Source organism: Paenibacillus pini JCM 16418 (assembly GCF_000576305.1).
Lineage (GTDB): Bacteria > Bacillota > Bacilli > Paenibacillales > Paenibacillaceae > Paenibacillus_AQ > Paenibacillus_AQ pini.
This window is the reverse complement of the sequence record NZ_BAVZ01000009.1, coordinates 66304-91481: the sequence shown is the minus strand read 5'-3', so window position 1 is coordinate 91481 and position 25178 is coordinate 66304. Positions and strand designations below refer to the sequence as shown.

General features: G+C 44.6%; 13 protein-coding genes and 2 pseudogenes. All 15 read right to left on the bottom strand.

The features are described from left to right. Positions 1-19: 19 nt before the first annotated feature. Positions 20-718 carry a DUF2953 domain-containing protein gene (locus tag JCM16418_RS14015; RefSeq protein ID WP_036649999.1) on the bottom strand — a complete coding sequence of 233 codons (699 nt, stop codon included), beginning with the start codon at positions 716-718 and terminating at the stop codon, positions 20-22. Positions 719-893: 175 nt separating this feature from the next. Next, entirely contained in the window at positions 894-1496 is a 603-nt protein-coding gene (gene scpB / locus JCM16418_RS14010) for an SMC-Scp complex subunit ScpB (RefSeq protein ID WP_036649997.1), read from the bottom strand. After that, positions 1465-2258, bottom strand: a pseudogene (locus JCM16418_RS14005) (segregation and condensation protein A). The gene scpB and the pseudogene JCM16418_RS14005 overlap by 32 nt, the downstream one beginning before the upstream one ends. A 148-nt stretch (positions 2259-2406) precedes the next feature. After that, a complete protein-coding gene (locus JCM16418_RS14000; RefSeq protein WP_036649996.1) occupies positions 2407-6537 on the bottom strand; it encodes a beta-N-acetylglucosaminidase domain-containing protein in 4131 nt (1376 codons plus the stop codon). Positions 6538-6653: 116 nt separating this feature from the next. Beyond that, the gene (locus JCM16418_RS13995) at positions 6654-7523 is read right to left on the bottom strand and encodes a carbohydrate ABC transporter permease (RefSeq protein WP_052020296.1); all 870 of its coding nucleotides are present in this window, start codon (positions 7521-7523) and stop codon (positions 6654-6656) included. 11 nt (positions 7524-7534) lie between these two features. Beyond that, a complete protein-coding gene (locus JCM16418_RS13990) occupies positions 7535-8452 on the bottom strand; it encodes a carbohydrate ABC transporter permease (RefSeq protein WP_052020294.1) in 918 nt (305 codons plus the stop codon). A gap of 78 nt (positions 8453-8530) precedes the next feature. Next, on the bottom strand, positions 8531-9910 hold the full coding sequence (locus JCM16418_RS13985; protein WP_036650242.1) for an ABC transporter substrate-binding protein: 1380 nt from the start codon (positions 9908-9910) through the stop codon (positions 8531-8533). Between the two features lie 227 nt (positions 9911-10137). Beyond that, positions 10138-11556 (bottom strand): discoidin domain-containing protein, encoded by a 1419-nt coding sequence (locus tag JCM16418_RS13980; RefSeq protein WP_158442435.1) that lies wholly within the window; start codon positions 11554-11556, stop codon positions 10138-10140. A 41-nt stretch (positions 11557-11597) separates the two neighbouring features. After that, positions 11598-14252: a glycoside hydrolase family 84 protein gene (locus JCM16418_RS13975; RefSeq protein ID WP_036649990.1), complete on the bottom strand. Its 2655-nt coding sequence runs from the start codon at positions 14250-14252 to the stop codon at positions 11598-11600. A gap of 202 nt (positions 14253-14454) precedes the next feature. Next, the gene (locus tag JCM16418_RS13970) at positions 14455-16986 is read right to left on the bottom strand and encodes an Ig-like domain-containing protein (RefSeq protein ID WP_036649987.1); all 2532 of its coding nucleotides are present in this window, start codon (positions 16984-16986) and stop codon (positions 14455-14457) included. Further along, positions 16965-20333: a glycoside hydrolase family 2 TIM barrel-domain containing protein gene (locus JCM16418_RS13965; RefSeq protein WP_052020292.1), complete on the bottom strand. Its 3369-nt coding sequence runs from the start codon at positions 20331-20333 to the stop codon at positions 16965-16967. Before JCM16418_RS13965 ends, JCM16418_RS13970 begins: the two co-directional genes overlap by 22 nt. A gap of 17 nt (positions 20334-20350) precedes the next feature. After that, positions 20351-20428 (bottom strand): annotated as a pseudogene (locus tag JCM16418_RS26925) (hypothetical protein); the annotation flags it as partial. A 58-nt stretch (positions 20429-20486) separates the two neighbouring features. Next, on the bottom strand, positions 20487-21281 hold the full coding sequence (locus JCM16418_RS13960) for a cohesin domain-containing protein (RefSeq protein ID WP_036649984.1): 795 nt from the start codon (positions 21279-21281) through the stop codon (positions 20487-20489). Positions 21282-21327: 46 nt separating this feature from the next. Further along, a complete protein-coding gene (locus tag JCM16418_RS26920) occupies positions 21328-21453 on the bottom strand; it encodes a dockerin type I domain-containing protein (protein WP_373280720.1) in 126 nt (41 codons plus the stop codon). A 213-nt stretch (positions 21454-21666) separates the two neighbouring features. Then, positions 21667-25173, bottom strand: a complete 3507-nt coding sequence (locus tag JCM16418_RS23810; protein ID WP_052020290.1) for an endo-alpha-N-acetylgalactosaminidase family protein — start codon at positions 25171-25173, stop codon at positions 21667-21669. Positions 25174-25178: the final 5 nt, after the last annotated feature.

The window sequence follows — 25178 nt, the reverse complement described above, 5'->3', positions numbered from 1 at the left end:
CTTAAAAACATCATCGAACTTACACAACTTTATTCTGCTTATATCTGCGGTAAATTCCTATAAATTGCTTAAGACCTCCTTTTACTTTCATGATCCGGTAAACGAGCACCAGCATGGCATATATCACATAACCTAATGAAATTTGTCCAACACATGTTATTTCAGTGCCAAACTGCATTTCATCTTTAAATACAGGTACGACAAAGACCTGCGGATGCTTCCTCATCCGAACATGGAACGTTAGCCACCCGATCAATGTGGTCTTGATTCCCCATAAGACTCCTGTCGCGACCGCCGTATGAGCAGCGTTGCCTACCGAGAAATTTGTTGACCAGTCCAACTTATTAATATTAATATGGGACATCGTTTGTTTAACCCATTGCTTTAAAGAAGCTGTCGCCCGAAGCATCGTCCTAAATTCATGCATCACATGATCTACCTTTTGTTTATTCACATTCGTCTGATCGGAACTCTGTTTCCCCTGTTTCAGCGAGCTTCTTTTCTCGAGCTTGATCATAACTCCCTTTTTCATGTTCTCGAACACGAGGACAGGGATTTCGTAATGGATTTTGATTATGCCATACAGTATTTTGACATCCAACACCGCCTGCTCATCCTTATTATGTTTACTAAACCATACCGAGAAATGGATACGGGATACGAGTATCAACATCAACAGTATGAATAGAAAAAAGATGATACCCAGTGCAATCCACACACAATAACCCCCAAACTATTCCTGAAATACATGCTGTTTCCATAGTATGGCATTCCATACTAGAAAAAATTCGGAGGTTTACCATCTTTCAGCAAAATAACATAATAAAAAACCGGCATCTCTAAGGAGAACCGGTTTAGTATGAATAGGTACTGTAACATGTTTATAAGCTCAATTATGATGGCACATCGTCAAAAGTAAGCTGTTGACCATCCAGCTTTTCAAATAATAACTGTGTTTCTTCTTCCAAGTTATCCGTGTTCTCAAAAAGGGACGGTTCTGGAAGATCTTTAATACCTGGCAGACCAAAATAATCTAAAAATGCCTTTGTTGTACCGTATAAAATAGGTCTCCCAATCGCTTCCGCTCTGGCAGTTTCTTCGATTAGATCCTTATGTACAAGCGTTTGAATCGCTCGTTCGGATTTAACTCCACGAATCTCTTCAATTTCTACCCTTGTAATCGGTTGTCGGTAAGCCACAATCGCTAATGTCTCAAGCGCAGCTTGCGATAAAGAAGTTCGCGTTGGCGAATAGGCCAGCCTTTCAAAATATGGTGCATGATCCGGAAGTGTTGCAAGCTGATAGCAGCCCGCTATCTGCACAATTTGAATTCCGCGATGATTACGCTTCGCTTCCTCACGTAATTTTTTTAAAGCATCCGTAACTGTATCTGTACGTTCTTCCACGATTTCTGCGATTTGCTTAACTGTAAGACCCTCATCGCCTGCAAGGAATAATAAACCCTCAATAATTGATTTCAACTTCGGAAATTCCATGAAGTGGTTCTCCTCCTGTCCATTCCATGACAATATCATCGAATAATTTCTCTTGATAACATAAAATCTGCTTCATTTTCATGAGTTCCAAAATGGCTAGAAACGTAACTACAATTTCATGACGTATCATGTCCTCGTGCAATAAACGTGAGAATAATAGCTTGCTTCCAGGTCCATTTCTTTCCAATGCCGTAAGCACTTCGCGGATACGATCTTTCACAGAAATTTCATCACGCTGAATTCGAGCATAAGAAGTCCGCTTTGTCGCTTTACGGATTGCCTTTTGAAACGCGGCTAATAGATCCGCCGCATGTAAACCTTTTACCGGGTTGTCCATGACAACGTGAACCCAAGGGGTCAAATCTTCCGGTTCTTTGGAGTAGATCAGGCTCCGCTCCATTTCTTTCTCCTGTAGATGCTTTGCAATTCCTTTATATTTGCGATATTCAATCAGCTTTTGTACCAATTCAGCCTCGGGTCGAAATCTTCATCTTCATAGAAATCGAATTCATCCATTTCGAAAACAGGGGGTTTGGGAAGTAGAAGCTTGCTTTTAATAGACAGCAGTGTAGCAGCCATAACCAAAAATTCGCTGGTAATATCCAGCTCAAGTTCCTGCATGCTATGCAAATATTCCATATATTGATCGGTAATGTCGCTGACGGGAATATCCTGGATGTTGATTTCCGCCTTATCGATGAGGTGGAGTAGTAAATCTAGCGGACCCTCAAACGATTCCAGCTTATATAGTACAGTATCCACAGGTCTATCCTCCGTCCATAAATGTTCAAACTATTAAGCTTGTACGCTACTTCTATATTAAAAAAATGTAGTGCCCTGTGTAAAGGCACTACATTAAATAAGCATGATTTCGGCGGATTCGTCAAGCTTACACCCATATCACAACAAGTTATCCAACGATTTTTCTGGCTACAAATGCCAAATCATTCAAATCGATAACGCCATCCCCATTCACATCCGCTTTCTTAGCTTGTAGCCAGTCGGAGCTTTGCGTGTTCTTGCCGTAATTCGCGGCAATGATCGCGAGGTCCCCTATGGATACTTTACCGTCCTTGTTAATATCACCGGAAATTCCTGGATCCGGATCAGAAACGGTCACTTTGAATTTATAAGAAGAGGTGGTTGCTTCCTTTTCTTTGCCATCCGCGTCTCCCAAGAGGGATTTGGTTACCTTAACGCTCCCTTCCGAGGTCTGCTCCACGTTCTTGGCTTTAAACACCAGCTCAAGCAGCTTCATATCCCCCGTCACAGCATACTCAGACCCCGAGCTTACAGCGACGATTCGGATGTCTCCAGGAGTATCCTTCTTCTCTAGCACCTTAAAACCTTCTTTAGTTGAAGATACGGACATGAACTCCATTAAACTAGCATCATATGTCAATTTAAGGTCCATAGCATATACGCTTTTCTGAATATTCTTAACGTCAAAATTCAATGTGAATTCCTGACCGCTTTTTACAGTAGAAGCTCCTGTAAGAGAGGTACTATTCTCACCCACTCCACTCGGTGGATCCCCTTCTCCGTTATCCTCTGAGGCTACAGGAATGATCTCATGAATACGCGGAAGAATGTTCCCATTCCATTGCAGTTTCAGATCCAGTATGTGAGCAAAGGCTGAAGTGTCTACCTCATTGTAGGATTGAGAAAGATTTCCTGCTTCATGCCAGCCATTCTCATCTCGTACAGAAACAGTCGCATTCGAAAGAGATGAAGGACCTTGCAAAATTATTAGCTTCTTCAGTTTGGAACCTTCAGAGAGCTTGTAGTTTAGAACACCTGGTTTAGCCTCACCTGATGGCATAAAGAACGTAGACAATTTATGGTCAATCGCCATTGAGGCCTCGGAACCGCTTTTCCCAGATGGCTGAGACTCAATAGCAGCATTTTTAATTCCTGGTTTTTCCATTCCTTCATTAACAATAATTTCATTTAAAGCAAGCCACGCATTATTCGTTTCCGTGGAAATCAACCGAACATAACGCGCCTGCTTACTGTTATCAAGCACAACTCTTTTATAGCGATATGGCACTTCATGATCTGGGAAATTAAGCGTGCGGTCACTAGGATTGCTGAAAGAATGAATGGTTTCCCAGGTTTGACCGTCACGAGATAGCTGTAGATCACCCTTCCGTAAATAATCTCCTTCCCCATCTCCAATGACAACGGAAACATTCTTGACACTCACGAGCCCGCCCAAGTCAATCTGGACATATTTCCCTTTGGTCTGCACTTCGCCGAACCAGGTTTTGGTATCTAGCTTGCCGTCATATACATTTCCAGCTGCCCCAGAGTAAACACTCGCATAATTATGGCTAACTACAGGTTGTGAGAATGTATTTAATTTGACATATAGGCGGTTAAGATTCAAAGAAATATTTTCATTACTTTTATTGATTAATCGGATATAGGCTGCATTACTGAAAGGTCCTCCAGAGCGAACTAATTCCCACTCTCTTCCATTAGAAGAAGATTCAAACGTTAATTTAGAATCTACGGGATCGACCGTCATTTGTTCGATTTGCTCGATCGATTTCAGCCTTATTCCCACGTATTGTGATGGCTTCAAGCTGATTTTTGTGAGTCCGCTAAGCTCTGCCGAGGTTTCTGTAGCTGTTATAGACTGACTTTGTAGTTCATGCACGTTAGTATATATGCCCGCTTTCCCCTGATTTGCATTCACCGTAAATTCCCTAACGGCCGTCCACAAATCTGGTTTTCCTCCTGGAATTCCGGCATGCGTCAAGCGGTACCGAATATATCTTGCTTCAGAATTGAGTCCATTCACGGTAATCTTGAAACCTGACCGTTCTTCACCAATGGGTTTCCAGTCTACTCCATTTGCAGAGGTTTCAACAATTCCCTTCTGGAAAATATCTTGATCCGTATCCGTTCTTCCTTGAGTAATGGTGATATCATGGATTTTCACTTGTTTGCCAAGATCAAGACCATACCAGTCGCCGTTTTTTTGAATCGTCTGAACGTACATATATGTTGAGATATCCCCATCTATCATGCGACCGATATCAGATGGAGTGCCATAAGAAGTCATGGGGACAGGTATAACAAAGTCGGGGGCAATCGAAGTATATATTTTCGCATCCAACTTATTAATCAACTGTTCGGCGAAGGGAACGAGTCGCTTAGCACCCGCTTCCACTGTCACATCTGGATAGTTGAGCTTCTTGATTGTAAAGGTTTTGGACTCTGCGAGATTTGCGGAAGCTTTGGAAAGCTCTTTCCAGGCCGAATCCATGTTGCCGTTCTGCACGAACATGGCTGAGCGGACAGCTGCTTGACCCGATGCTGTAATGTCCTTCAAGCTGTTAAGCCAAGGATTAATTTCTTGCAGCAATTTTGTGTTCTGACTTTTAAGTTTAAATGAATCAATTGCGCTTAGAATCTGATCAAAATCCGCTATGAGCTTATTTCCGCTCCCTTGCAGCGGTTGACCACCAGCATACTTACTCAGAAAATCCTCCAGATCAGGACGGATATTCTCGGATTCGCCTACAACTAACCCATGACCACTTGGCGATGGGTCACTTAGGTGATAGGCAATCGTATTGAGTTCAGTTGCTGCCTCAGGGGCTACATATTTGAACGAGTTCAACCAGCTATTGTCCTGATTGAAGTCATCTATATTCCACGTGTAATCAGCTACCGCAAAAAGCGCAATTTTGGACAGTTCAGCCCAGCCCATCGGGTTTGACACGACCCCTGAAATATTATGTGTTCCTGGTGCCAGAACTTCCCCTTTACCCAGCATCAGCCTCGAGTCCTTATAATCATTCACCGGCCAGTTTAGCCACATCAGGGGATCTCTGCCATGGAGATTCTTCACCCACTGCACATCCGTTGTGTTCACAGATCCTACCACCCCTTTACCCGTCCACATGATCTCCACGTTTGAAGGTACATTACTAAGGGCCTGTAAATAAGGCTTTCCGCTATCCCCTGTCCAGCTCTGATTATAGAATGGAGGACAATAAATGAGCGGTTTCACATCCCCTTTGGCCGCAGCCCAATTCGCGACATCGGTTATTAGCTTCACATGCTTATCCTTATCCGTGAGAGACTGTGAAGTGTTGATATCATCCATGAAAAGTCCATACTGCCTTACCCCAACTCCATACAACTGATCTAGTTTGGCCAGAAGGGTTTGTAGCTCCGTATCATAGGTATTCCAGTTAATCATATTAAATCCGGGATGAATCGCCCATACAAACCTGTTTTTTGTTTCATTCCCGACAGCAACAAGCTCCTTGATTTTCGCCAGCTCGGCTGGCGGATACAGCGTTCTCCAAGCTGAGTTGTGATACTGATCATTTTTCGGAGCGAAAATATACGTATTCATTTTAAATTTACCACCAAACCGCATCAAACTTTTACGGTCTTCATGCGACCAGGGAAATCCATAAAAACCTTCAATAAACCCTCTCCACTTCGTATCTGAGTAGTCCTCGAACTTCACGCTATGAAGCGTTTTACCTGAGATTTGATCAAAAATTTGACTGAGCGATTCCAGCCCATAGAAAGACGCATCCGTGTCTTTCCCCAGGAGGGCAATGGTTCCACTCGCTTCATTGGCTTTACTTATGTCCAACACATAGGCATCCTTCTCATTAAATAGCGTAGATGAGTAGGTGATATGACTTTTAAAATAGCCATCTACATATTTATTAGATCCTTTAATCCCAACAATGATATTCGTTTTATTTGCTACAACTGCCACGGTTTCAGACATTTGAATGGACTTGGAGCCTATGATTGTACGGAGCAAGTTGCGCGTAGCTTCATCGATACCTGCTTCAAATACTACATTGACTTGCCCAGTCAGTGTGAAATCGACTCCTTGATAACTTTGGTTTTGGGGTAGCGGATAAATCTCATAATTGCCGCTAGCTGCAGCAGTCTGAACATCTCCAGATACGGGAGCGGCGCTTGCCAGATTTGAGTGATTTGAAAATAATCCGACCATTAGAAAAATGGTGATTAATAAACCAATCAGCCTCTTGGACATAGGAATCATACCTCCTCATTTATATATCGCAAGACGATTATTGCACTAATATGCAAACTGCCAAGTGCCGTCAGAGCCGCTACAGCAATCATTCCTTAAAGGATCAAATTTTACTTCTACCCCTTTAACGCTCCCGCTGTGAGTCCACCCGTAATTTGCCGTTGATAAATCACATACATCACGATGACCGGAATCATGGATATTGACAGTCCCGCAAATAAAGGTCCCCATTCGGTTCTATACTGCATCTCCCCCTGCATCACTGCGATACCAACCGGAATCGTGTATTTCATTGGATCATTGATCAGCACGGTAGCCATAATGTATTCATTCCAGACGGTCAGCGCATTCATAATTCCTACAGTAATCATTCCAGGGGATGAAAGTGGAAGCATAATCCTCAGAAATATTCCAGATAATGAGCTGCCATCTATGGTTGCTGCTTCCTCCAGTTCTTTTGGCAATGTTTTATAAAATCCAACTAAGAAGAATATGCCCAAAGGTAAAATCCCGATGGTTCCGACTGAGTATACGAGCGTCAACCCTAGGAGTGAATTGGAAAGGTGCATATCGTTCAGCAGGAAAAAAAGTGGAATGAGGCCAAGTGTCGTCGGGATCATCATGGAGGCGATATAGATAAAATATAGAACACCTCTACCTTTAAAGGAGTATCGCGCCAATATGTATGCTGTCGTTGAAGCCAATGCCAAAGACAGAATCGTACTGCCGGCGGTAACGAGAATCGAGTTCATAAAATAGCTTCCAAAATGGGCACGACTCCATACATTAGCATAGTTCTCAAAGTGCATCACAGAAGGAAAATCCCATGGTTTGCCCAGCATGACCTGCTGGTTATTTTTCAAAGAAGTAATAAACGTCCAAAATACCGGATACAGGACAATTAGCGTCCATAGCAGCAGTAAAACTCGCACAACTGTTTTGGAAATCCACAGCCCCGCCGGCTTAGGTCGTGCAGCTTTATTCATATATTCCACCTCTACATTTCAATGGTATCCCGGCGCAAAAGCCGTTGCAGAATTAGCGTCGTAATGATCGAAAGGATCAAGATAAGGACCCCAATCGTTGCGCCATAGCTTAAATGAAATTGCTTAAAGCCCATCTGATACAAATAATATCCAAGCACCTGAGTATGATTGTCCGGACCTCCATCGGTCATCAGCTTCACGATGATGAACGAGCCATTAAGGGTTGTAATCACGATATGGATAATTGATGTTTTGAACTGTTCCCAAATCAGCGGCAAGGTGATCTTCGTAAACTGCTTCCACTGCCCGGCTCCATCCATACTTGCAGCTTCGTAGAGTGAGGAAGGTATTCCTAGAATGGAAGCGATAATGAGCAGCATGTAAAAACCGATTCCTGCCCATACACTTGGAGGAAGCAGTGACCACATGGCTAGATGCGAATCGCCAAGCCAGTTAGTATCCACAGATTTTTGGGTGAACAAAGACAGAAAAGAATTCAAAAATCCAAGATGGGGGTTATAAATGAAGCTCCACAGCACTCCGATAACGGAAACGGAGATAATATTCGGAAAGAAAAAGATGACACGATATAAGCCGTATTCTTTTAGCTTCAAACGGGTCAGTGACACAGCGAAGAAGGTTGCAAATAACATGATGAGTATGACCTTCCAGAACACGAGGAAATAATCATTTTTGATGGCTCCCGGAATAACCTCATCGTCCAATAGATCCTTATAATTACCAAAGCCGATGAAATTCATCGTTTCCGATCCACCGGACCAGTCAAAAAAACTTAGATACAACCCACGCAGAAGAGGATAAATCGTAAAAATACTAAATAAAATGAATGTCGGCAGCAAAAAACCGGCGATGAACAACCTCCGTCTAGCGGCGTATCCGGCTTTGGGCTTATTGTTCAGCTTGATCATGGCCTTACGCCCTTCCCTATGATTTTAAAGAACAATCAGAGGTGCACATGGCCCTCTGATTGTTCAGATAGATGAATGTTACCTTGATTTAGCAGCCGCTTTTTCCATCCGGTCCATCCACTCTTCTGGTGTAATTGTTTTTTGCAACAGCGCGATAGTGGCATCATTCTCAGTCTGCTCTAAATCCGCATTAAGTTTAAATACAGGTGCCACAATCGTGGCGGGGTCGTTGAAATATTTCATAGCCGTTTTAACAACATCGCTCGCGCCTGAAGAATCGAGATCGGCTTTCACATTCATTAGAGCGCCAGTCAATTCAGCCCAACGTACAGCTTCTTTTTTCGTAAAAATAAATTCGATGAAAGCTTTTGCTGCGTCAGGATTTTTTGCTTTTTTGGCGATGGCGATATTACTGGTATAAGGAATGGCAACGACCTTGCCACCCGGCTTTTGCATAACAGAAGGAATAAAGCCAAATTTAAAGCCCTGCGGGACATCCTTTTTCATTTCGTTTTCTACCCACAGACCATTCGGAATCATTGCATCCTTATGTTGTAGGAACAACATTTGGGAATCCGTATGAGTTATACCGAAGGAGGCATTATCGAAGAAGCCTTTATCCCGCATTTCTACCACTTTTTTGAGCGTTTTAGCAACGGCATCATTTTTGAATGAGCCTTCCTTGTTCGCTTCTTGGTCTTTCAGAATTTGCGGGTTATCTCCGTTTTCGGACACAAATCCAGAATTCAGCAATCCACCGACGATATAGTAAGGATATTTTCCAGTATGAATATACGGATTGATGCCTGCTGCCTTGATCTTTTCACTTACAGCGAGGAAGCTGTCCCAATCCTTCGGCACATCCCAGCCTTTTTCTTTAAAGAGACTTTCATCGTAGAAGGTTCCCCACGAGCCGAACACGAGTGGAATCGTATAGTTCTTGCCACCGCCATAGTCTTGCGGAGGAGCAATCAAAGGAGCTGTGAGTGCTTCACCGTCCACATTTTTCGCCTGTTTCACCCATTCCGAAATATCCATAAGCTGATCGTCCTTGACCATCTGTGTTTCATTTGACCCGGCACCATCGATATAAACCAAATCCGGCGGATTACCTTGAATCCAGCGTGGCTTCATCTGATCATTGATCTGCGAGCCCGCTGATTCCTTAATCTTCACATCCGGATATTTCTTCTGGAATTCTCCAAGCATTTCTTTCCACCACGAATCACCATAACCGCCTACGAAATACTGGATTTCAAAATCTCCTGTGACTTTCGGATCTGAACCCTGCGTATCCTTTGTTTCTTCTTTCGGTTTATCTGTATCGGTCTGAGCTGTTGATTTCGTCTCAGGAGTTGGCTGCGTTGTTGTCTCCTTCGCTCCACCTCCGCATCCTGCGAGTGACATTAACACCAGTAACAGTGCCATACCTCCTGTTGCTTTTTTTCTGAGTTTCATATTCATTGCTTGCGATCCCCCTAACGGTTTCATTCATTTTTTTGGCTCACTGTGAAACTATTTTTTCTGTCTGATGCTCTCGTAAGCCTCATTATACAGTTCGTGGAAGCGCCTCCAAATGATCTATTTTGAAGTAGAGTTGATACTTTTTGTACTGATTTTGTGAATACTATGTACTAAAAAAAGGAGTAGTACGGGAACCGTACTACTCCTTCTCTAAAATTTAATTATCCAGAAATTTTTCTAGCAACAGCGGCGAGATCCAAGAGATCAATTTTACCGTCTCCGTTCACATCCGCGCGCTTGATCTGTGACCAATCCGGGCTGGTTGAATCCAATCCATAGTGAGCTGCAATAATACCTAAATCTCCAATACTCACTTTGCCGTCTTCATTCACATCACCCGTAGTTGGTTCGCCAGAACCCGCAGTGACCTGAACCTGAACCGAAGTCGCCTCGGCTTTGCTTTCGGCACCCATTTCATCACCCAGAACTGTATTGGCTACTTTAATCGAACCCTCTTTCATTTGCGTTAAAGCTGGGGCAAGAAATCGAAGCTCAAGAAGCCTTTGATCTCCCACAATCGAATGGCTGGGTCCCTCGCTGGCAATAATTAACCGGATCTTTCCCGGAGTGTCTGTACTGACCTCAAGCAGATTGACGCCCTCCAGCAGAGATGTAGTAGATTCAAACTTCATGACTTCAGGATCATAATGTATCGTAATATCTTGAGCATACACGGATTTAACCACGCCCTTAAGTCCAAATTGGACATTGAATACATCGCCTGCAGCAACTACGACAGGTGCTGTTAATTCCGTGGTAAGCTTCCCGGTTGGGTTAACCTCTTCTCCTTCATCCCCCCTTGGAACAGGAATAATTTCATGAATAGCTGGTTTTACGCCCCCACTCCACTCGATCTTTACTTCAAATACATGCTGGTAAGCTGACGTGTTGATAACATTGTATGATGATGTTAGTTGGCCTGCTTGATGCCATCCCTGTTCATCCCGAACAGAAACGTTGGCACCTGAATTTGCTGTACCGCTTTGTAATATAATGATTTGCCCCACTTTGGTGTTTCTAAATAACTTATAGTTGAGCCATCCAGTCTGTGCATTTCCTTGAGGTGTATAAAAGGTCGAAAGTTTTCGATCTGCCGCTGCATCAGCTCCATTACCCTTAATTCCTGCCGGTATCGCAGAAAGAACGGAACTGTCAGTGTTCGCTTTTTCGATTCCTTCATTGACCATAATTTCATTTAACGCTAACCAGCCGGCATTGTCTACGGTCGTATATAGTCTGATATATCTAGCAAGTTTGTGATCCACTTGTACTCGCATGATACGGTATGGAGCTTCATGAATCGGGAAATTAATATCTCGGTTCCCCGGATTACTAAAGGTATGAATCGGTTCCCAGGTTACCCCATCCAGCGAGAGCTGTAATTCCCCCTGACGAAAATAGTCTCCTTCTCCATCATTCATGACAACGGCCGCATTTTGAACATCTATGATTCCGCCCATATCGACCTGAAGATATCTACCTGGAGTCTGCCTTCCTTTAAGCCATACCTTTCCGTCCAGTTTCCCATCAAATACCGCAGCTATGCTACCTTCGTACACACCCTCATAATTATGCGTCACTACCGGATCAACAAACTTTTGAACTTGTATCTGCAGCTTGGTTAGATTAAATGTAATGGGTTGATTTCCTTTATTGACCAGTCTGACATAAGCAGCAGGATACGAGGTTCCCCCAGGCTAGCCGGCTTCCATTCCACCCCATTTTCAGAAAGTTCGAGTACGGCAACATTACTTGAGCTTTGAAGCTCAATACTTGAGATCTTTTCGATTGATGTTAATTGAATCCCTATATATTGTGCTGGCTGTAGCGTGATACCGCTGAGATTAGCTAACTGAGCAGATACATTCGTGCTTTGTACATTCGTACTGGCAAGCCCCGGAACGTTCGTATACACTGCCGTCTTCCCATCGTTTCTATTCACCGAAAATTCTCTTATTGCAGTCCACAAATCAGGTTTTCCACCGGGTATGCCTGCATGAGTTAAACGGTATCTTACATACCTTGCATTGATATTAAGCCCATTGACGTTGATATGATATCCAGATCGTTCTGCACCGATTGCATTCCATTGTTGACCGTCCAAGGAAACTTCGAGTATTCCTCTTTGAAAAATATCAAAATCAGCATCCGTTCGGCCTTGAATAATATCGATATCGTTCATAACGATCGGCCTGCCGAAGTCTATTCCATACCAGTCACCATTGACCTGCTTCGTTTGAATATAAACATTCGTATTCGGATCACCATCAAGCATCTTACTCAACGCAGGAAGTGATCCGTATGAACTTATCGGAACGGAAACGGTATTACTCGGATCTAATGAGGAATAAATCTTTGCATCCAGCTTCTGGATTAATTCGTTCGCAAATGGAACTAGACGCTTTGCACCAGCCTCAACAACCTCAGGCTCGGCGTTAATGACGGCTCTTGTGAATTTCTTGGACTCGGACATTGCAGTGGTTGCTTGCGCAAGTGCCTCCCAAGCTGTGCTCGTATTTCCATTTTTCAGCGCCATAACCGACTTTACCGCGAACTTATCCGATTTCACAACTTCATTTAGACTCTTGATCCATGGATCAATTTCATTCAGTAAGTTTGCATTTTGAATTTTAGCCTTAAAGCTTTGAATGGCATTTAATATAGAGTCAAACTCCGTAATTAACTCGGTGCCTTGTGCATCTGTAGTTGAACCGCTCGCATTAGCACTTAAAAAGGCTTCCAACCGCTCCTTCAAATTTTCGGATTCACCAAACTGGACACCACGTCCGTTCGGCGATGGATCACTCATGTGGGTGGCAATTATTCGATATTCATCCGCTGCCTCAGGTGCAATATGTTTGAATGAATCTAGCCAACTCTGATCCGAGTTGAAATCATCTGCATTCCATGTGTAATCGGCCACACCGAACAAAGCTACTTTAGAGAGCTCCGCCTGCTCGAGTGGGTTTGAGACAATACCCGAAAAATTATGTGTTCCTGGCTCAAGCATTGGTACTTTGCCAAGCAAAAGCCGATTTTTCTTGTATCCATTAACCGGATAATTAAACCAGATATACGGATCCCTACCAATTTCATTCTTCACCCATTGGTTATCTGCTTCGTTCACACTGCCGATGACATCCTTGCCCGTCCACATGATTTCAACATTCGTTGGCACATTGCGGAGGGCTTGTAGATAAGGCTTACCGCTTGAGCCAGTCCATGCTTGATTGTAGAACGGTGGACAATAAATGAGAGGTTTCACACCTGCTTTGGAAGCGTTCCAGTTTGCCACGTCAGTGACAAGCTTAGCATGCTTATCCTTATCGATTAAGGATTGGGAGGTGCTGATATCATCCAAAAATAGTCCGAATTGTCTGACCCCTATACCATACAATTGTTCAAACTTTGCGAGTAACTTTTGGAGTTCATTGTTATAATCGTTCCAATTGATATTACCGGGATGAATCGCCCAAATAAATTTCGTTTTCGATTCAGATCCAGCTGCAACCAACTCTTGAATTTTAGCCAATTCATTGGTAGGGTACGGCGTTCTCCATGACGCATTATGATAAGGATCATCCTTAGGCCCAAATATATAGGAATTCATTTTTAATTCCCCGCCAAAACGCATTAAACTGATCCGCTCCTCATTAGACCATGGAAAGCCATAAAAACCTTCAATAAACCCCCTCCACTTTGAGTCTGCATAATCCTCGAATTTGACCGACCGGATCTCCTTCCCTTGTATTTGTCCGAATATCATGTTAAGTGTAGCCAGTCCGTAGTAAACACTATCTGTGTCCTTACCTAGTATAGCGATAGATCCATTTGCCTCTAGCGATTTATCAATCATCAGAACATAGGGATCCTGTTTACCGTTAAAAATGGATGCGTCGTAGGCGATTTTACTATTAAAGTATGCATTGCCAGCACCACTTGAATTTTTGATGCCCAATATAATATTTGTCTTATTAGGTATGACTGAGGTCGATTCCGTATAGGTGATGGACTTAGATTTAAGGATTTTGTAGAGGAAGTTTTTTGTAGGGATATCGATTTGCTGCTCTATGACGAGATTAACCTGGTTGGTAATGGTAAAACGTGTGCCCGAATAGACCGCTTTCTGGGGTAAAGGATACACCTCGTACTGACCGTCTCCTGTGTTAACTTGAGGTTGAACAACCTCACTAGATGATAAATCTGCATTTGCTGAAAATGAAAATATACTCATGAGTAAAAATACTACAGTCATGCAGCTTATCACTTTCTTCATCCATATGCCTCCCCTTTCAGCCCAACCTCTTAACTAGGTTATATCGCTGAACTTCTCAAATTTGATTATGTCTATCTATTTAATGAGGATTATGAGAAGAATATTCTCCTCCCGTATTGAAATAAGAAAGATGGAGCCTGTCACTGTTTCCTATTAAGGAAAGGAACAGGCGCCTTATGTGATTCCTTTAATTTAGGAAAACTTATTCAAGTATTTTCTTGGCAATGGCAGCAAGGTCCGAAATATCAACTTTCCCATCCCCATTTACATCAGCCTGCTTCGCCTGATTCCAATCCGGACTCGATGTGTCTTTACCATAATGAGCAGCTGCGATTGCTAGGTCACCAATGCTGATTTTGCCATCTTCATTTAGGTCTACACTGCTTGGAGGATTAATTACTTTGGATATTTCGATCTGTATAGAAGAAGATGTAGCTTCTGTTTCATTTCCTTGCGGATCACCCAAGGACACCCGTGCCGTTTCAATCTGTCCCAAGTTTGTCTGAGCTGGTCCCTTGGCCCGGAACGTCAGTGCAAGGAACGAGCCATCCTTTTGGATTGCATGCTCAACTCCAGTGCTGACAGCAATTAAGCGTATCTGTCCCGGTGTGCCGGCATCAGTCTCTACGATCTGGATATGATCCTCCGTCGATTCAGCTTGAACAAATTCAAATTTATCCTTATCAAAATGAATGGATATATCCTGAGCCTGGACGGAGCCGCTAACATGCTTTAATCCTAAATCAACCTTGAAGGTTTCCTCTGGAAGAACCCTTTGCGGACCTGTCAGCAGTGCCGTGATCTTTTGTGGTGTCCCATCGTCTTTCAGAGTGAAATGGATGGTATAGACAACCATCTTCTTACCATCCTCCGATTTGGCCATGACTTTGGCATCCGCAGGTGCAGTGACTGCCTGCATGATCGTTATTGCTGTATTATCCGATCCTTGTGCCGTAACTTTTGGAATTTCTGCGAGGCTGGCAATCTCGGCGGTATATTCATAGTTTCCTTCTTTGATTGCAAAGCTGTCGATAATGCTCTGATCTCCAAGCTTAATGTCTGTAACCTTCGGCTCACTGAAAGAAGCAGGACGTTTCGAGAATACTTTAATCTCGGTAATACCGAGTGCCATACCTGTTTGTGCAGTCATATCTACCCTGAGTGCGGAGGTTTTCACCCTATCGAAGGTATATTTATTAGCCTTTTGCAAGGTAGTTGTGGATGGATCGCTCATTAACTTCTTCACGTCAACCCAGTTGTCGCCCGACTTATATTGGATTTTGAAGCTGGCTGGATACGATGTACCATAATCCCCAAACCAGTGGATTTCCATGTTGTCGACATCATATTCAACAGGTTTGAAGTCTCCAAACGTAATGGAGACCCAATCTCCAGCTCGCGGCGTCCGTTGCCAATTCGTCCAGCGATTCTGTGGCGCATCCGTATAAGAAATCACACCATCGTTTATCGACTCAAGGCGATCCAGTGACGCAGGACCAAGATTGGTAAAGGAAGCCTCTGCTTTTGGATGGTCATAGCCATTCTTAGCCAAAGCGATATTTTGTTCATCCCCTACGGTTTCTGTAACCCTTATACTCGCTTTTGCTTTGAGCAGCGTCCCTTCGACAATGCCTTCCAGCTCAAACGTCCTCTTTTGATCTAGGTTTCCGGAAGGAATCTCTTGCCAAGTTACATTTTTACGATCTTCCGTGCCATCACTGTAATAGACATTTATCGTTTGTGGAAGAGCAGGTTTTTGTTTGACGAGTACGGCCATAGTTACATTCTCTACGGCGACTAACCCCTTGACCGTAATTCTTGCTTTCGCCTTCAGGTTAGTCCCTACAACGTTGCCTGATACTTCAAAAGATCCCAATGTACTGTACTTCTCTGGCGCAACCCTATCCCACACCACGGCTATAGGCTTTGAAAGTCCTGTTTTAAAATGAGCCACCAATGTTTCGGGAAGAACTGGGGCTGCCCCCAAACCCGTAATTATACTTACGGGGTCTAGACTTTCAATGATCTTCTCTGATGTATTGGGGGTTATATTGAAGATGGCTTCCTTTGTCGTCACTTTGTTTCCGTTATATGTCACCTCGGCAGTGACCTTTGTTTGCCCCTCATGGAATGCATATAGCTTATTGTTTTCGATCTTGATCTTATTTTTGTCAAAGGTATAGACTGGATTCGAACTGTTTAAATCTGTTTTCCTGCCATTTTCAAGTATTCCTGTCACTTTCAAATCGATGACATCGTCCTCAACCAGATCCGTTTTCGCTGCTTCAATCTCTGCTGAAACTAGTTTTGCATTTTCCATATGGATGCTGATAACATACGATTCGCTTACTAAACTATCTTCCGAAGTGACATAGATCTTAGCCGTACCCGGAATCGAGAAAGCGGGTACAACGGTAACTGCCGCATGATCAGCACCTGCTGCCTCTATGACAGGCATTTGGCTACCATAAGGCAATGTCAGTTCATAGTCATGTTTGGCCGGGTCGAAGCCAGTTAATACTTTACCGCCAATCGTAATGCTTGCAAGATTAGCCGTGGAACCCATCGCAATTTGATCCGCATAGCTCTCAACCTCGGTCAAGGCAGAGAATTTACCAGCTTCTGACGCTTTCATATGGAACTTCAGTTTGTCTGTCGTCACCGGATCAAATCGGATCGAGTTTTTCTGCACAACGTAAGGAGAAGGCTCTTTCACATGTTGGACATCAGCCATGTCGTGCCATTCCAATACTGTACCGTTACCTTGCTAGGCACTGCTGTTCCAAAATCAGTAAACACGAACAGATCTAGATTATCGATCGTATACGCTTTACCAAAATTAGCAGTAATCGAATCTCCTTGATCGCGTGGTGATCCAGTCCAATTGGTCCAGCGGTTTTTCGGATTTTCAGTATAGCTTTTGATCCCATCATTAATATGGTTCAGGTTGTCACCGACACCTGTATACGTCGCCTCTAGCTGCGGAAAGAGGGAGCCATTCTCACGGAGCATGATATTGACTCTACGGTTTTCATTTGTCACCCTAACGATTGCTTTTGCTCGCATCGACGTTTCGGTGACACGTCCTTCCACCGTAAAACTGCCTTCTTGGGCAATTTGATTTGGGGTAACCGTATCCCATGTCACATGAACACTGGCCATCGAATCATCACTGAATATCAAGCTTACTTGGGAAGGTAGCAGCGGTAAGGTACCCACCTTGGTCGTTACCGCGATCGTTTTGACTCCCATAATTCCCTTTACTGTCACGTTAGCGACAGCCTTTCCCGTTACTCCCTCTACCACACCCTCTACCGTAAATTTATTGATTTTGGCGTAGAGCGAAGGATCCACAGAATCCCAACTCACTGGCTTAGAAGCGGATGATCCGTCACTGTAATAAACCTTCACGTTCTGAGGTAGCACCGGTGCTTCTTTCATTCCCGTTATTACATTCACCGCTTCATAGCCAGCAACCGTTTTTTCTCCTCCAGTTGATGCAGGCACAGTGAACACCTTGACAGAAGATCCGCGGAGTCCCGCAGCAGTTACATTGAGCATAATCTCACCGGACTGCTCCGTTGATTGTAAGATCGCCAATGCTTTACCACTGAATGCCTTTCGTTTATTGTCTTTGTAACGTTCCGCACTAGCCGCATTCCCGTTATCAACACCTGCCAACGAGCCATTACCGGAGATGTTAAACTGCAGCTGATTATCTGCTGTTGGCACAATATTTCCTTGGCTATCTACGACATCTGCAGTAATGAAGGATAGGTCCGAACCATCGGCCTTTATGACCTGTCTATCCGCAGTTAATCGGATGGCTGACGGAGCTCCGGCTGAGACGACTTTATCCCTTGCAATCACTTTTCCCTGTTCATCCTTGGCTACCGCTTCGAGCGTTCCGGCTTTGAACGGAACCGACCATTCCAAGTATGTCTTTCCTGCGGAGGTTTCTTTGTAAGGAGCCCCCCATGTGGTTGTTTTATTCTCATAGCTTCTCTCGCCAAGAGAAGTTCCGTTTAAGATCAACTCCACCTTTTTGGCATTGGTATAAGTAAGGACACGAACCGATTCTCCGTCCTTCCAGTTCCAATGCGGCAGCAGGTGCACCATCGGTTCTTTGGTCCACTGGCTCTGATAGTAGTAGAAAATATCCTTCGGAAATCCAGCTGTATCGACCGCACCGAAATAAGAGCTTTTCGACGGAAAGGTGTTGTAATAAGGTGTCGGCTCCCCGATGTAATCAAATCCAGTCCATATAAACTGCCCCGCAATATGCTTCAAATCTCGTTCTTGCTTCCAAGCATCTTCCGCTGTTCTTCCCCAGCTTACTGAATCATTATCATAAGAGGATTGCTGTAAATCTGAATAGGTTCCCATTTTTTTATCACTGTTCGGATGGGTATATACGCCTCTGGACCTTGTGGCTGAAGATGTCTCCGAACCGTACATAATCCAGTTTGGATACTGCTCGTGAAAATACGTGTAATTATTTTCTGCATAGTTCAGACCAACCACATCCACGGCATCGAGCACATTTTTAATATTGCTGTTCAATGGTCTTGAGTTTGCACTGTTTTGACCGATGGTTGTAGGTCTTGTTGTATCCACCTGCTTCACCCATTCCACCAGCTTGCGGGCTGTCGCTGCGCCGCCAGCACTGGAGCTGTCATAAATCTCGTTTCCGAGTGACCACATGATAATGGATGGTTCATTTTTATCCCTGTCTACCATTTCCTTAATGTCATGTTCTGCCCATGTCGAGGCAAATCGGTCTGACCAAACGGAGAAAAAGCGTGCGTAGTCATATGTTTTTTTACTTTGATTCCAGGCATCAAAAGCCTCCTCGATCACAAGCAGCCCCAGCTTATTGCAGGCTTCCAGCAGCTCCGGCGATGGGGGATTATGTGTGGTGCGGATGGCATTGACGCCCATATCCTTCATGATCTGCATTTGCCGCTCTACAGCACGCGCATTCGTTGCTGCTCCGAGAGCTCCCAGATCATGGTGCATTGACACGCCATGGAGCTTCATATATTGACCGTTCAAGGAAAACCCTTCGTTTGCATCCATCTTGAAATATCGAGCACCGAAGGTTGTTTCATACGTGTCCACTGTTTTACCGCCAGCAATCACTTCAGTGATGACCTTATACATGTAGGGATTCGTGGTACTCCAAAGAGTAGGATGGTTGATCGCCGTTTTGTCTTCTATAGACGTAACCTTGCCCGCCTCAGCCATGACCTTTTTCGATTCCACCGTCGCAACTTGATTCCCGCTTGCATCGACGATCGAAGATTTCACACTCACTTCAGAGGGGGTCGTCGAATTATTTGAAACTTTGGTAATAATCTTGACGTCTGCTCTGCCGCTTGCATATGCCTTTTCCAAATCAGGTGTCGTTACAAAGGTGCCGTATCTTGCCACATGGACTGGGTTCGTTACGGTCAGGTATACATCCCTGTAGATCCCACTTCCAGAATACCAGCGGCTGCTTGGCAGGGTGTTGTTTACCTTAACAGCAAGCACGTTCTCTCTCCCGTCGGTGTAAACCTTATCGGAGATATCATAAGAAAAAGAGGTATACCCATATGGGTATGTTCCAAGAACCTGACCATTCAAATAGGTAGTACTGTTCATATACACGCCGTCAAAATCAATGGACAGTCGCTTCCCAGCCATAGAAGCGGGTAAAGTGAAGGTTTTACGATACCAACCCGTTCCTCCATCCAAAAATCCGCCTTCATGTGTTGCAGGTGAGTTTGCGTTAAAATCAAGCTCAATGCTCCAGTCATGAGGCACGCTTAATTGCCGCCAAGCATGATCATCAAAATCTGGAGCCTGCGCTCCAGAAATGCTACCGCTAGTCTCCCGCTGAAATCGCCAGTCTCGATTAAAATTGATCTTCCTTTCACCGCTGTCTTTTGTTCCGCTTGCTTCCGGGGAAATGATTTTTAGCTGTGGAACCTCACTACCATCCGTTTTCTGTGCAGATACAGGAATTGTAAACCCGGTTAACATGAAGATGGCTGCGAGGAACAAGCTGAACCCCTTGCCACACCAACCTTTTCGCATCAATGGAACTCCTCCAATTACTCTAAATTTTTTCTAGCAATTGCGGCTAGATCGGCAATATCCACTTTGCCATCCCCGTTGGTATCTGCATATTTAAGACGGCTCGCTGATTACAAAGAAAGGGGTAGGCTCCTGCTACCCCCTCAATTCTATTTAAGGCTGTTCGATAATTTTCTTGGCTACGATAGACATGTCAGCTATATCAATAGCTCCGTTACCATCAAGATCCAAATGCTTCACTTCGTTCCAGTTCGAACTGGCCGAGGTCAAGCCATACTTCGCCGCGATCATCGCCAAATCCCCGATACTAACCTTACCGTCGCCGTTCACATCGCCGGATGCAGTTGTACCCGTTGTAACTTTTATCTTGACTGATGTACCACTGAGATTAAATTCCTCTCCCTGCGCATTACTTAGGGTCACCTGCGTAATGCTTACAGCGCTGTCGGTCGTCTTAGACACGCTAGCTGCCTTGAACCCGATCTCCAGAATATCGCCAGTTCCTGTTACCGGGTGATCGGCGCCCATACTCGCTAGGATCACACGCAGCTTACCAGCAGTTTGTGTGGCCGGATCATTGACTATAGTAACGCCGTCCTTCAGAGATTTGATGGAGTCAGCCACGACTTCCAGCACCGCAGGATCATACTCAATAGTGATGTCTTGAGCGTAAACATTACTAACAATGCCTGCAAAGCCATATTTGACTGTAAAAGTCTCACCCGGTTTAACCTGCGTAACGCTTGCTTTCAGCGTAACGGATTGTTGTCCGGCATCTGCAGCTGCTGATGCCTTGGGCTCGATCTGACTTTGCTCAGAGGGCTGAGCCCCCGCGCCCTCATCCGATGTATCCGCATGAACTTGTGAGGCAGAAATGCAAATCCAAGCTGCCAGCAGCAAAGCCATAAATAGTGCCGTCCATTTTTTCTCTAAACGTATTGTCATCATTACCGTTCACCTCTTCATTAGATTTGGGGTTACTCCGAGTCCTTTGTTATTCCGTAATTTTTTTCGCCACTATAGCCAGATCTGCGATGTCAATTCTGCCATCACCATTTACATCCGCCCGTTTCGCCTGCTGCCAATCTGGACTTGAGGTATCCTTACCGTCACCATTGATGCCCCCAGAAATCTCAGATTTGCCAACTATCCTACAAGATCGGAAAGATCAATTTTCCATTATAATTCACGTCCGCTCGCTTGAGCTGAGCCCAATCACTATCTGATGAGGTTTTTTCCGTAGCTCACTGCAACGATGGCTTCTTCCAATATAAAACAAGGGTACATGGCCCAGCCAAATGAATGGACACCATGTACCCCGCCTTCCTTCGATTTACTCTACAATCTTTTTGGCAACGAGAACCAAATCCTCAAGACCGATTACGCCATCACCATTCACATCCGCTTTCTTGGCTTGCTGCCAGTCTGGACTAGACGTGTTCTTACCGTAGTGAGCCGCGATGATTGCTAAATCGCCGATGCTGACTTTGCCATCGCCGTTTACGTCACCGACATTTGTAATATTGCCGCCAACTTCAACCATGGCTTGAGAAGAGGCTGGAGTATATTCCGTGCCTTGTTCATCGGATATCATCGCCTTACTAACTGAGATCGTTCCACTTATAGGTGTTGTTGTATCCTTCGCTTTAAAGGTCAGCTCAAGCAGGTCTGCATTACCTGTTACCGCATGATCTGCACCTTCACTTGCAATAATGAAACGAACCTTACCAGCCGAGCGTATCGTTTCAAGAATATTTACTCCTGGAATCAGCGATTTCGCAGATACGAAATCCATCACGGCTGCTTCAAAAGTAAGCTCTACATCTTGTGCGTAAATACTGTGCTGGATATTCAGAAGTCCAAACTGCGCCTGGAATTCTGCTCCACTCTTTACTTGGTCTGGGGCTGAGACCATTGTGGCTTCATCCTTATTTCCATCGGCTTTACTGACGGTAACACGGCTCACATCTGTGAAATTTCCATCATCCGTCGTTACCGTAATCTCGGCACTACCTAATGCCTTAGCTGTAATAACCGCGCGACCCGCCTTAACATTAACGGAAGCAATTTTGTCATCACTACTGGTCCATGTTACGTTTGTATTCGTTGCATTGTCAGGGAGAATCGTTGCTGTGAGCTCAGCCGTTTCTCCTACCTTCAGAGCAACGACCGTCTTATCGATGGCAACGCCGGTCACCTTCACTTCCTGTGGACCTGCCTGCACCTGATACACTTGGAGCTCGGCTGCGGAAGCGAAAGTTCCGACGCCAGCCACCACTTCAAGCTTCAGATGCGTTGCCTGAACCGCAGTAAACCTGACGCTCTTGATTTTGTCATCGCGTACCCATGTTCCACCTGCGATTTTCGTAAATTCGACTCCATCGTTACTTGCATACAGATTGTAACCGGTAATCGTTCCATTACCTGCCCCAGATCTTGGCGTGTAGTTTAGCTGGTTAACGTTATATGTGCCTCCAAGATTGAGCGTAATTGACTCCGGCAGATGAGGCGGACTCCATACGCTATGCCAAATCGTCTCTGGATCACCGTCAAGTACGTTTGCCGGATCATCACCGGGCTGGAAGCTCGATGCTGAAGCTTTCATCTGGGATTGCGGAATGAGTGTATTCGGCTCATATACCTTCACCGAAACGGACGCACTGACTAGGCTTCCATCCTTAGCAGTTGCGGTAATCAATGCAGTTCCACCTAAACGGGCTGTGATTTTACCCGTCTGATCGACAGATACGACATCCGGTTTGTCAGAGGACCACACTAGTGTCCGTTCAAATGCGTTAGTCGGCTCTACGCGAGCACTAATCTGTGTGCTTTGCCCTTTGTTCAGCTCAATATCCTGCGGTGTTAACGTAATTTTGGTTACTTTAACCCCATTCTCAGGAGCGATTGATCCTTCATCATTGACGCGTATATCATCAAGTACCAACGTACCGGTCAAATCTTTTTGATTATTGACCTTGTTCTTGATAATCGCTAGATAAGCATCCTTCGCGCCCTCTGTTGCAAAGGTCAGATCTAGCTTGTTGCGTCCTTCCTTGAGATTCTCGGAAACGAGATCCCGAACCGTACCATTGTCATTCACTCTTACTGCTATGGTGTACATATCAAGCTCATCCGAATTGTAATCCAATGTCAGATGATAACGGTTATCTTCCTTCAGACGCAGCGTATGCGGTAACGTACGCAGCCATTCTCCGGTTCCGTCCTCATTCGTTTTGAGTGACCACGATCCATCCAGCACAGAGTTTTGGATTTGATTGCTGCCTTTTTCCGCTAAATGTGTACGTACGGGTCCCAGCTTCGAGTACACGAATGGTCCCCAACCTTCATCCACATTCTCAAAATCCTCATACAGCACCGATTTGCCTTGCTCAGTCTTATTTGGATTCTTCCATACTCTTGCATCATCAAAGGTAACGATGGCACTGCCGCCATCCACTTTGAAATACAGCGTTGCTTTATCACTTGTAGCATCAAAGTTCACTTTGATTCTCTGGAATATTTCGTTAACGTATTTATGCTGCTGTGCTAAAAACTTAAGATCGGTATTATCCAAATCATTGCTCACGACATTCTCACCTTGTTTCACGCCGATCTCAACTTTGCGCTTGCCATCCACCTTGACCCATACGGAGGCCGAATACGTTTTGCCCGGCGTCAGACCTGTCATCACCTGCTGGATGGTTGCATCCGCAGGCCCCTTAACCTGAAGCTGGTCATCAGCATTGCTATTTTTCACATATTGAATATGATCGGTATTACTTGAAGTAGAGGACTTCTGCCAGCTTCCGAATTTCTGACTGTCAAAGCCAGGGTCCTTCACCGGACTCCCCTCTCCCCATACCATTTCCGGACTAGGCTGCGGAGTGGATTTATAGAGCACATAACCCACACCTTTTTCAGCAGTTAGTGTAACTTTGCCTGCGGTAATTTCGACGCTGCCGACACGTTCGCGGCCAAGATCTGTCAGCTTATACAGCTCTGCCTTCGTTACCTTTCCCCAAGAAGTAGGAAGCGTCCATGTGGATGAACCACCAGCCGGATTCCAGTGATAGATTTTGTCTTCCTTTACGGGATCCCATGGAATAAACACCTTACTGTCACTAATTTCGCTGCTGTCCGTCATGATCGCAATATCATTGCCATCCTTACTTAAATGAATTTTACCGTCCTGACCACGTTCTACAGCCACATTGCTACCGAAATCAATTCGATCATTAGTCATTTTCATAATAGGGAAATACTGCATATACTTTGTCGGTAGGTTCTGATTGAAGAACGCGGCGGTCGTGCTCTTATAGCTAGTAAAGTTTGCGCTATTCTGCCAATATCCCACTCCGACCTGCTTGTTACCTTTCAAAAGTGGAGTACTTAAGAAGCCGTCCACGTACTGGTTACGTATGAAGCGTGTGATTTTACTATCATTGCCCTGATTTGGATAACCTGGATCGGTACCCCAGTGTACCCAAGCAGCCTGCTCAAAAATCGGTCCAGCATATTCTGTTCCCAGCATCCAGCCATTTCCATTGATGTATTCGGATAATTTTTTGGCGTTGTAATCCGCTCCCGAATAGACATCCACATAGACAAATGAGAGATTATCCCCTGTATCAGCCTTTAGCATATCTAGGCGGCGTTTCAGTTCACCCGACTCAACGTCCTTCGTCTTGTTCACATAATAAGCTTGATCAATCCAGCCCCACCCTTTAGACAGCGGCTGCGTTAAGTTCTCCATCTTCGTTTCAAAAGCATCCAGAATATATTCGGTTGCATTGATGTGTACACCACCGTGGATGTTATATTTCTTTCCTTCACTCAGCACATAAT

Coding starts and splice junctions, on each gene's coding strand:
- JCM16418_RS13985 (WP_036650242.1), bottom strand. CDS start 9,910: ATGAAACTCAGAAAAAAAGCAACAGGAGGTATGGCACTGTTACTGGTG.
- JCM16418_RS14000 (WP_036649996.1), bottom strand. CDS start 6,537: ATGTCCAAGAGGCTGATTGGTTTATTAATCACCATTTTTCTAATGGTC.
- JCM16418_RS13965 (WP_052020292.1), bottom strand. CDS start 20,333: ATGCGAAAAGGTTGGTGTGGCAAGGGGTTCAGCTTGTTCCTCGCAGCC.
- scpB (WP_036649997.1), bottom strand. CDS start 1,496: ATGGAATTTCCGAAGTTGAAATCAATTATTGAGGGTTTATTATTCCTT.
- JCM16418_RS13960 (WP_036649984.1), bottom strand. CDS start 21,281: ATGATGACAATACGTTTAGAGAAAAAATGGACGGCACTATTTATGGCT.
- JCM16418_RS13970 (WP_036649987.1), bottom strand. CDS start 16,986: ATGGCTGATGTCCAACATGTGAAAGAGCCTTCTCCTTACGTTGTGCAG.
- JCM16418_RS13990 (WP_052020294.1), bottom strand. CDS start 8,452: ATGATCAAGCTGAACAATAAGCCCAAAGCCGGATACGCCGCTAGACGG.
- JCM16418_RS13995 (WP_052020296.1), bottom strand. CDS start 7,523: ATGAATAAAGCTGCACGACCTAAGCCGGCGGGGCTGTGGATTTCCAAA.
- JCM16418_RS13975 (WP_036649990.1), bottom strand. CDS start 14,252: ATGAAGAAAGTGATAAGCTGCATGACTGTAGTATTTTTACTCATGAGT.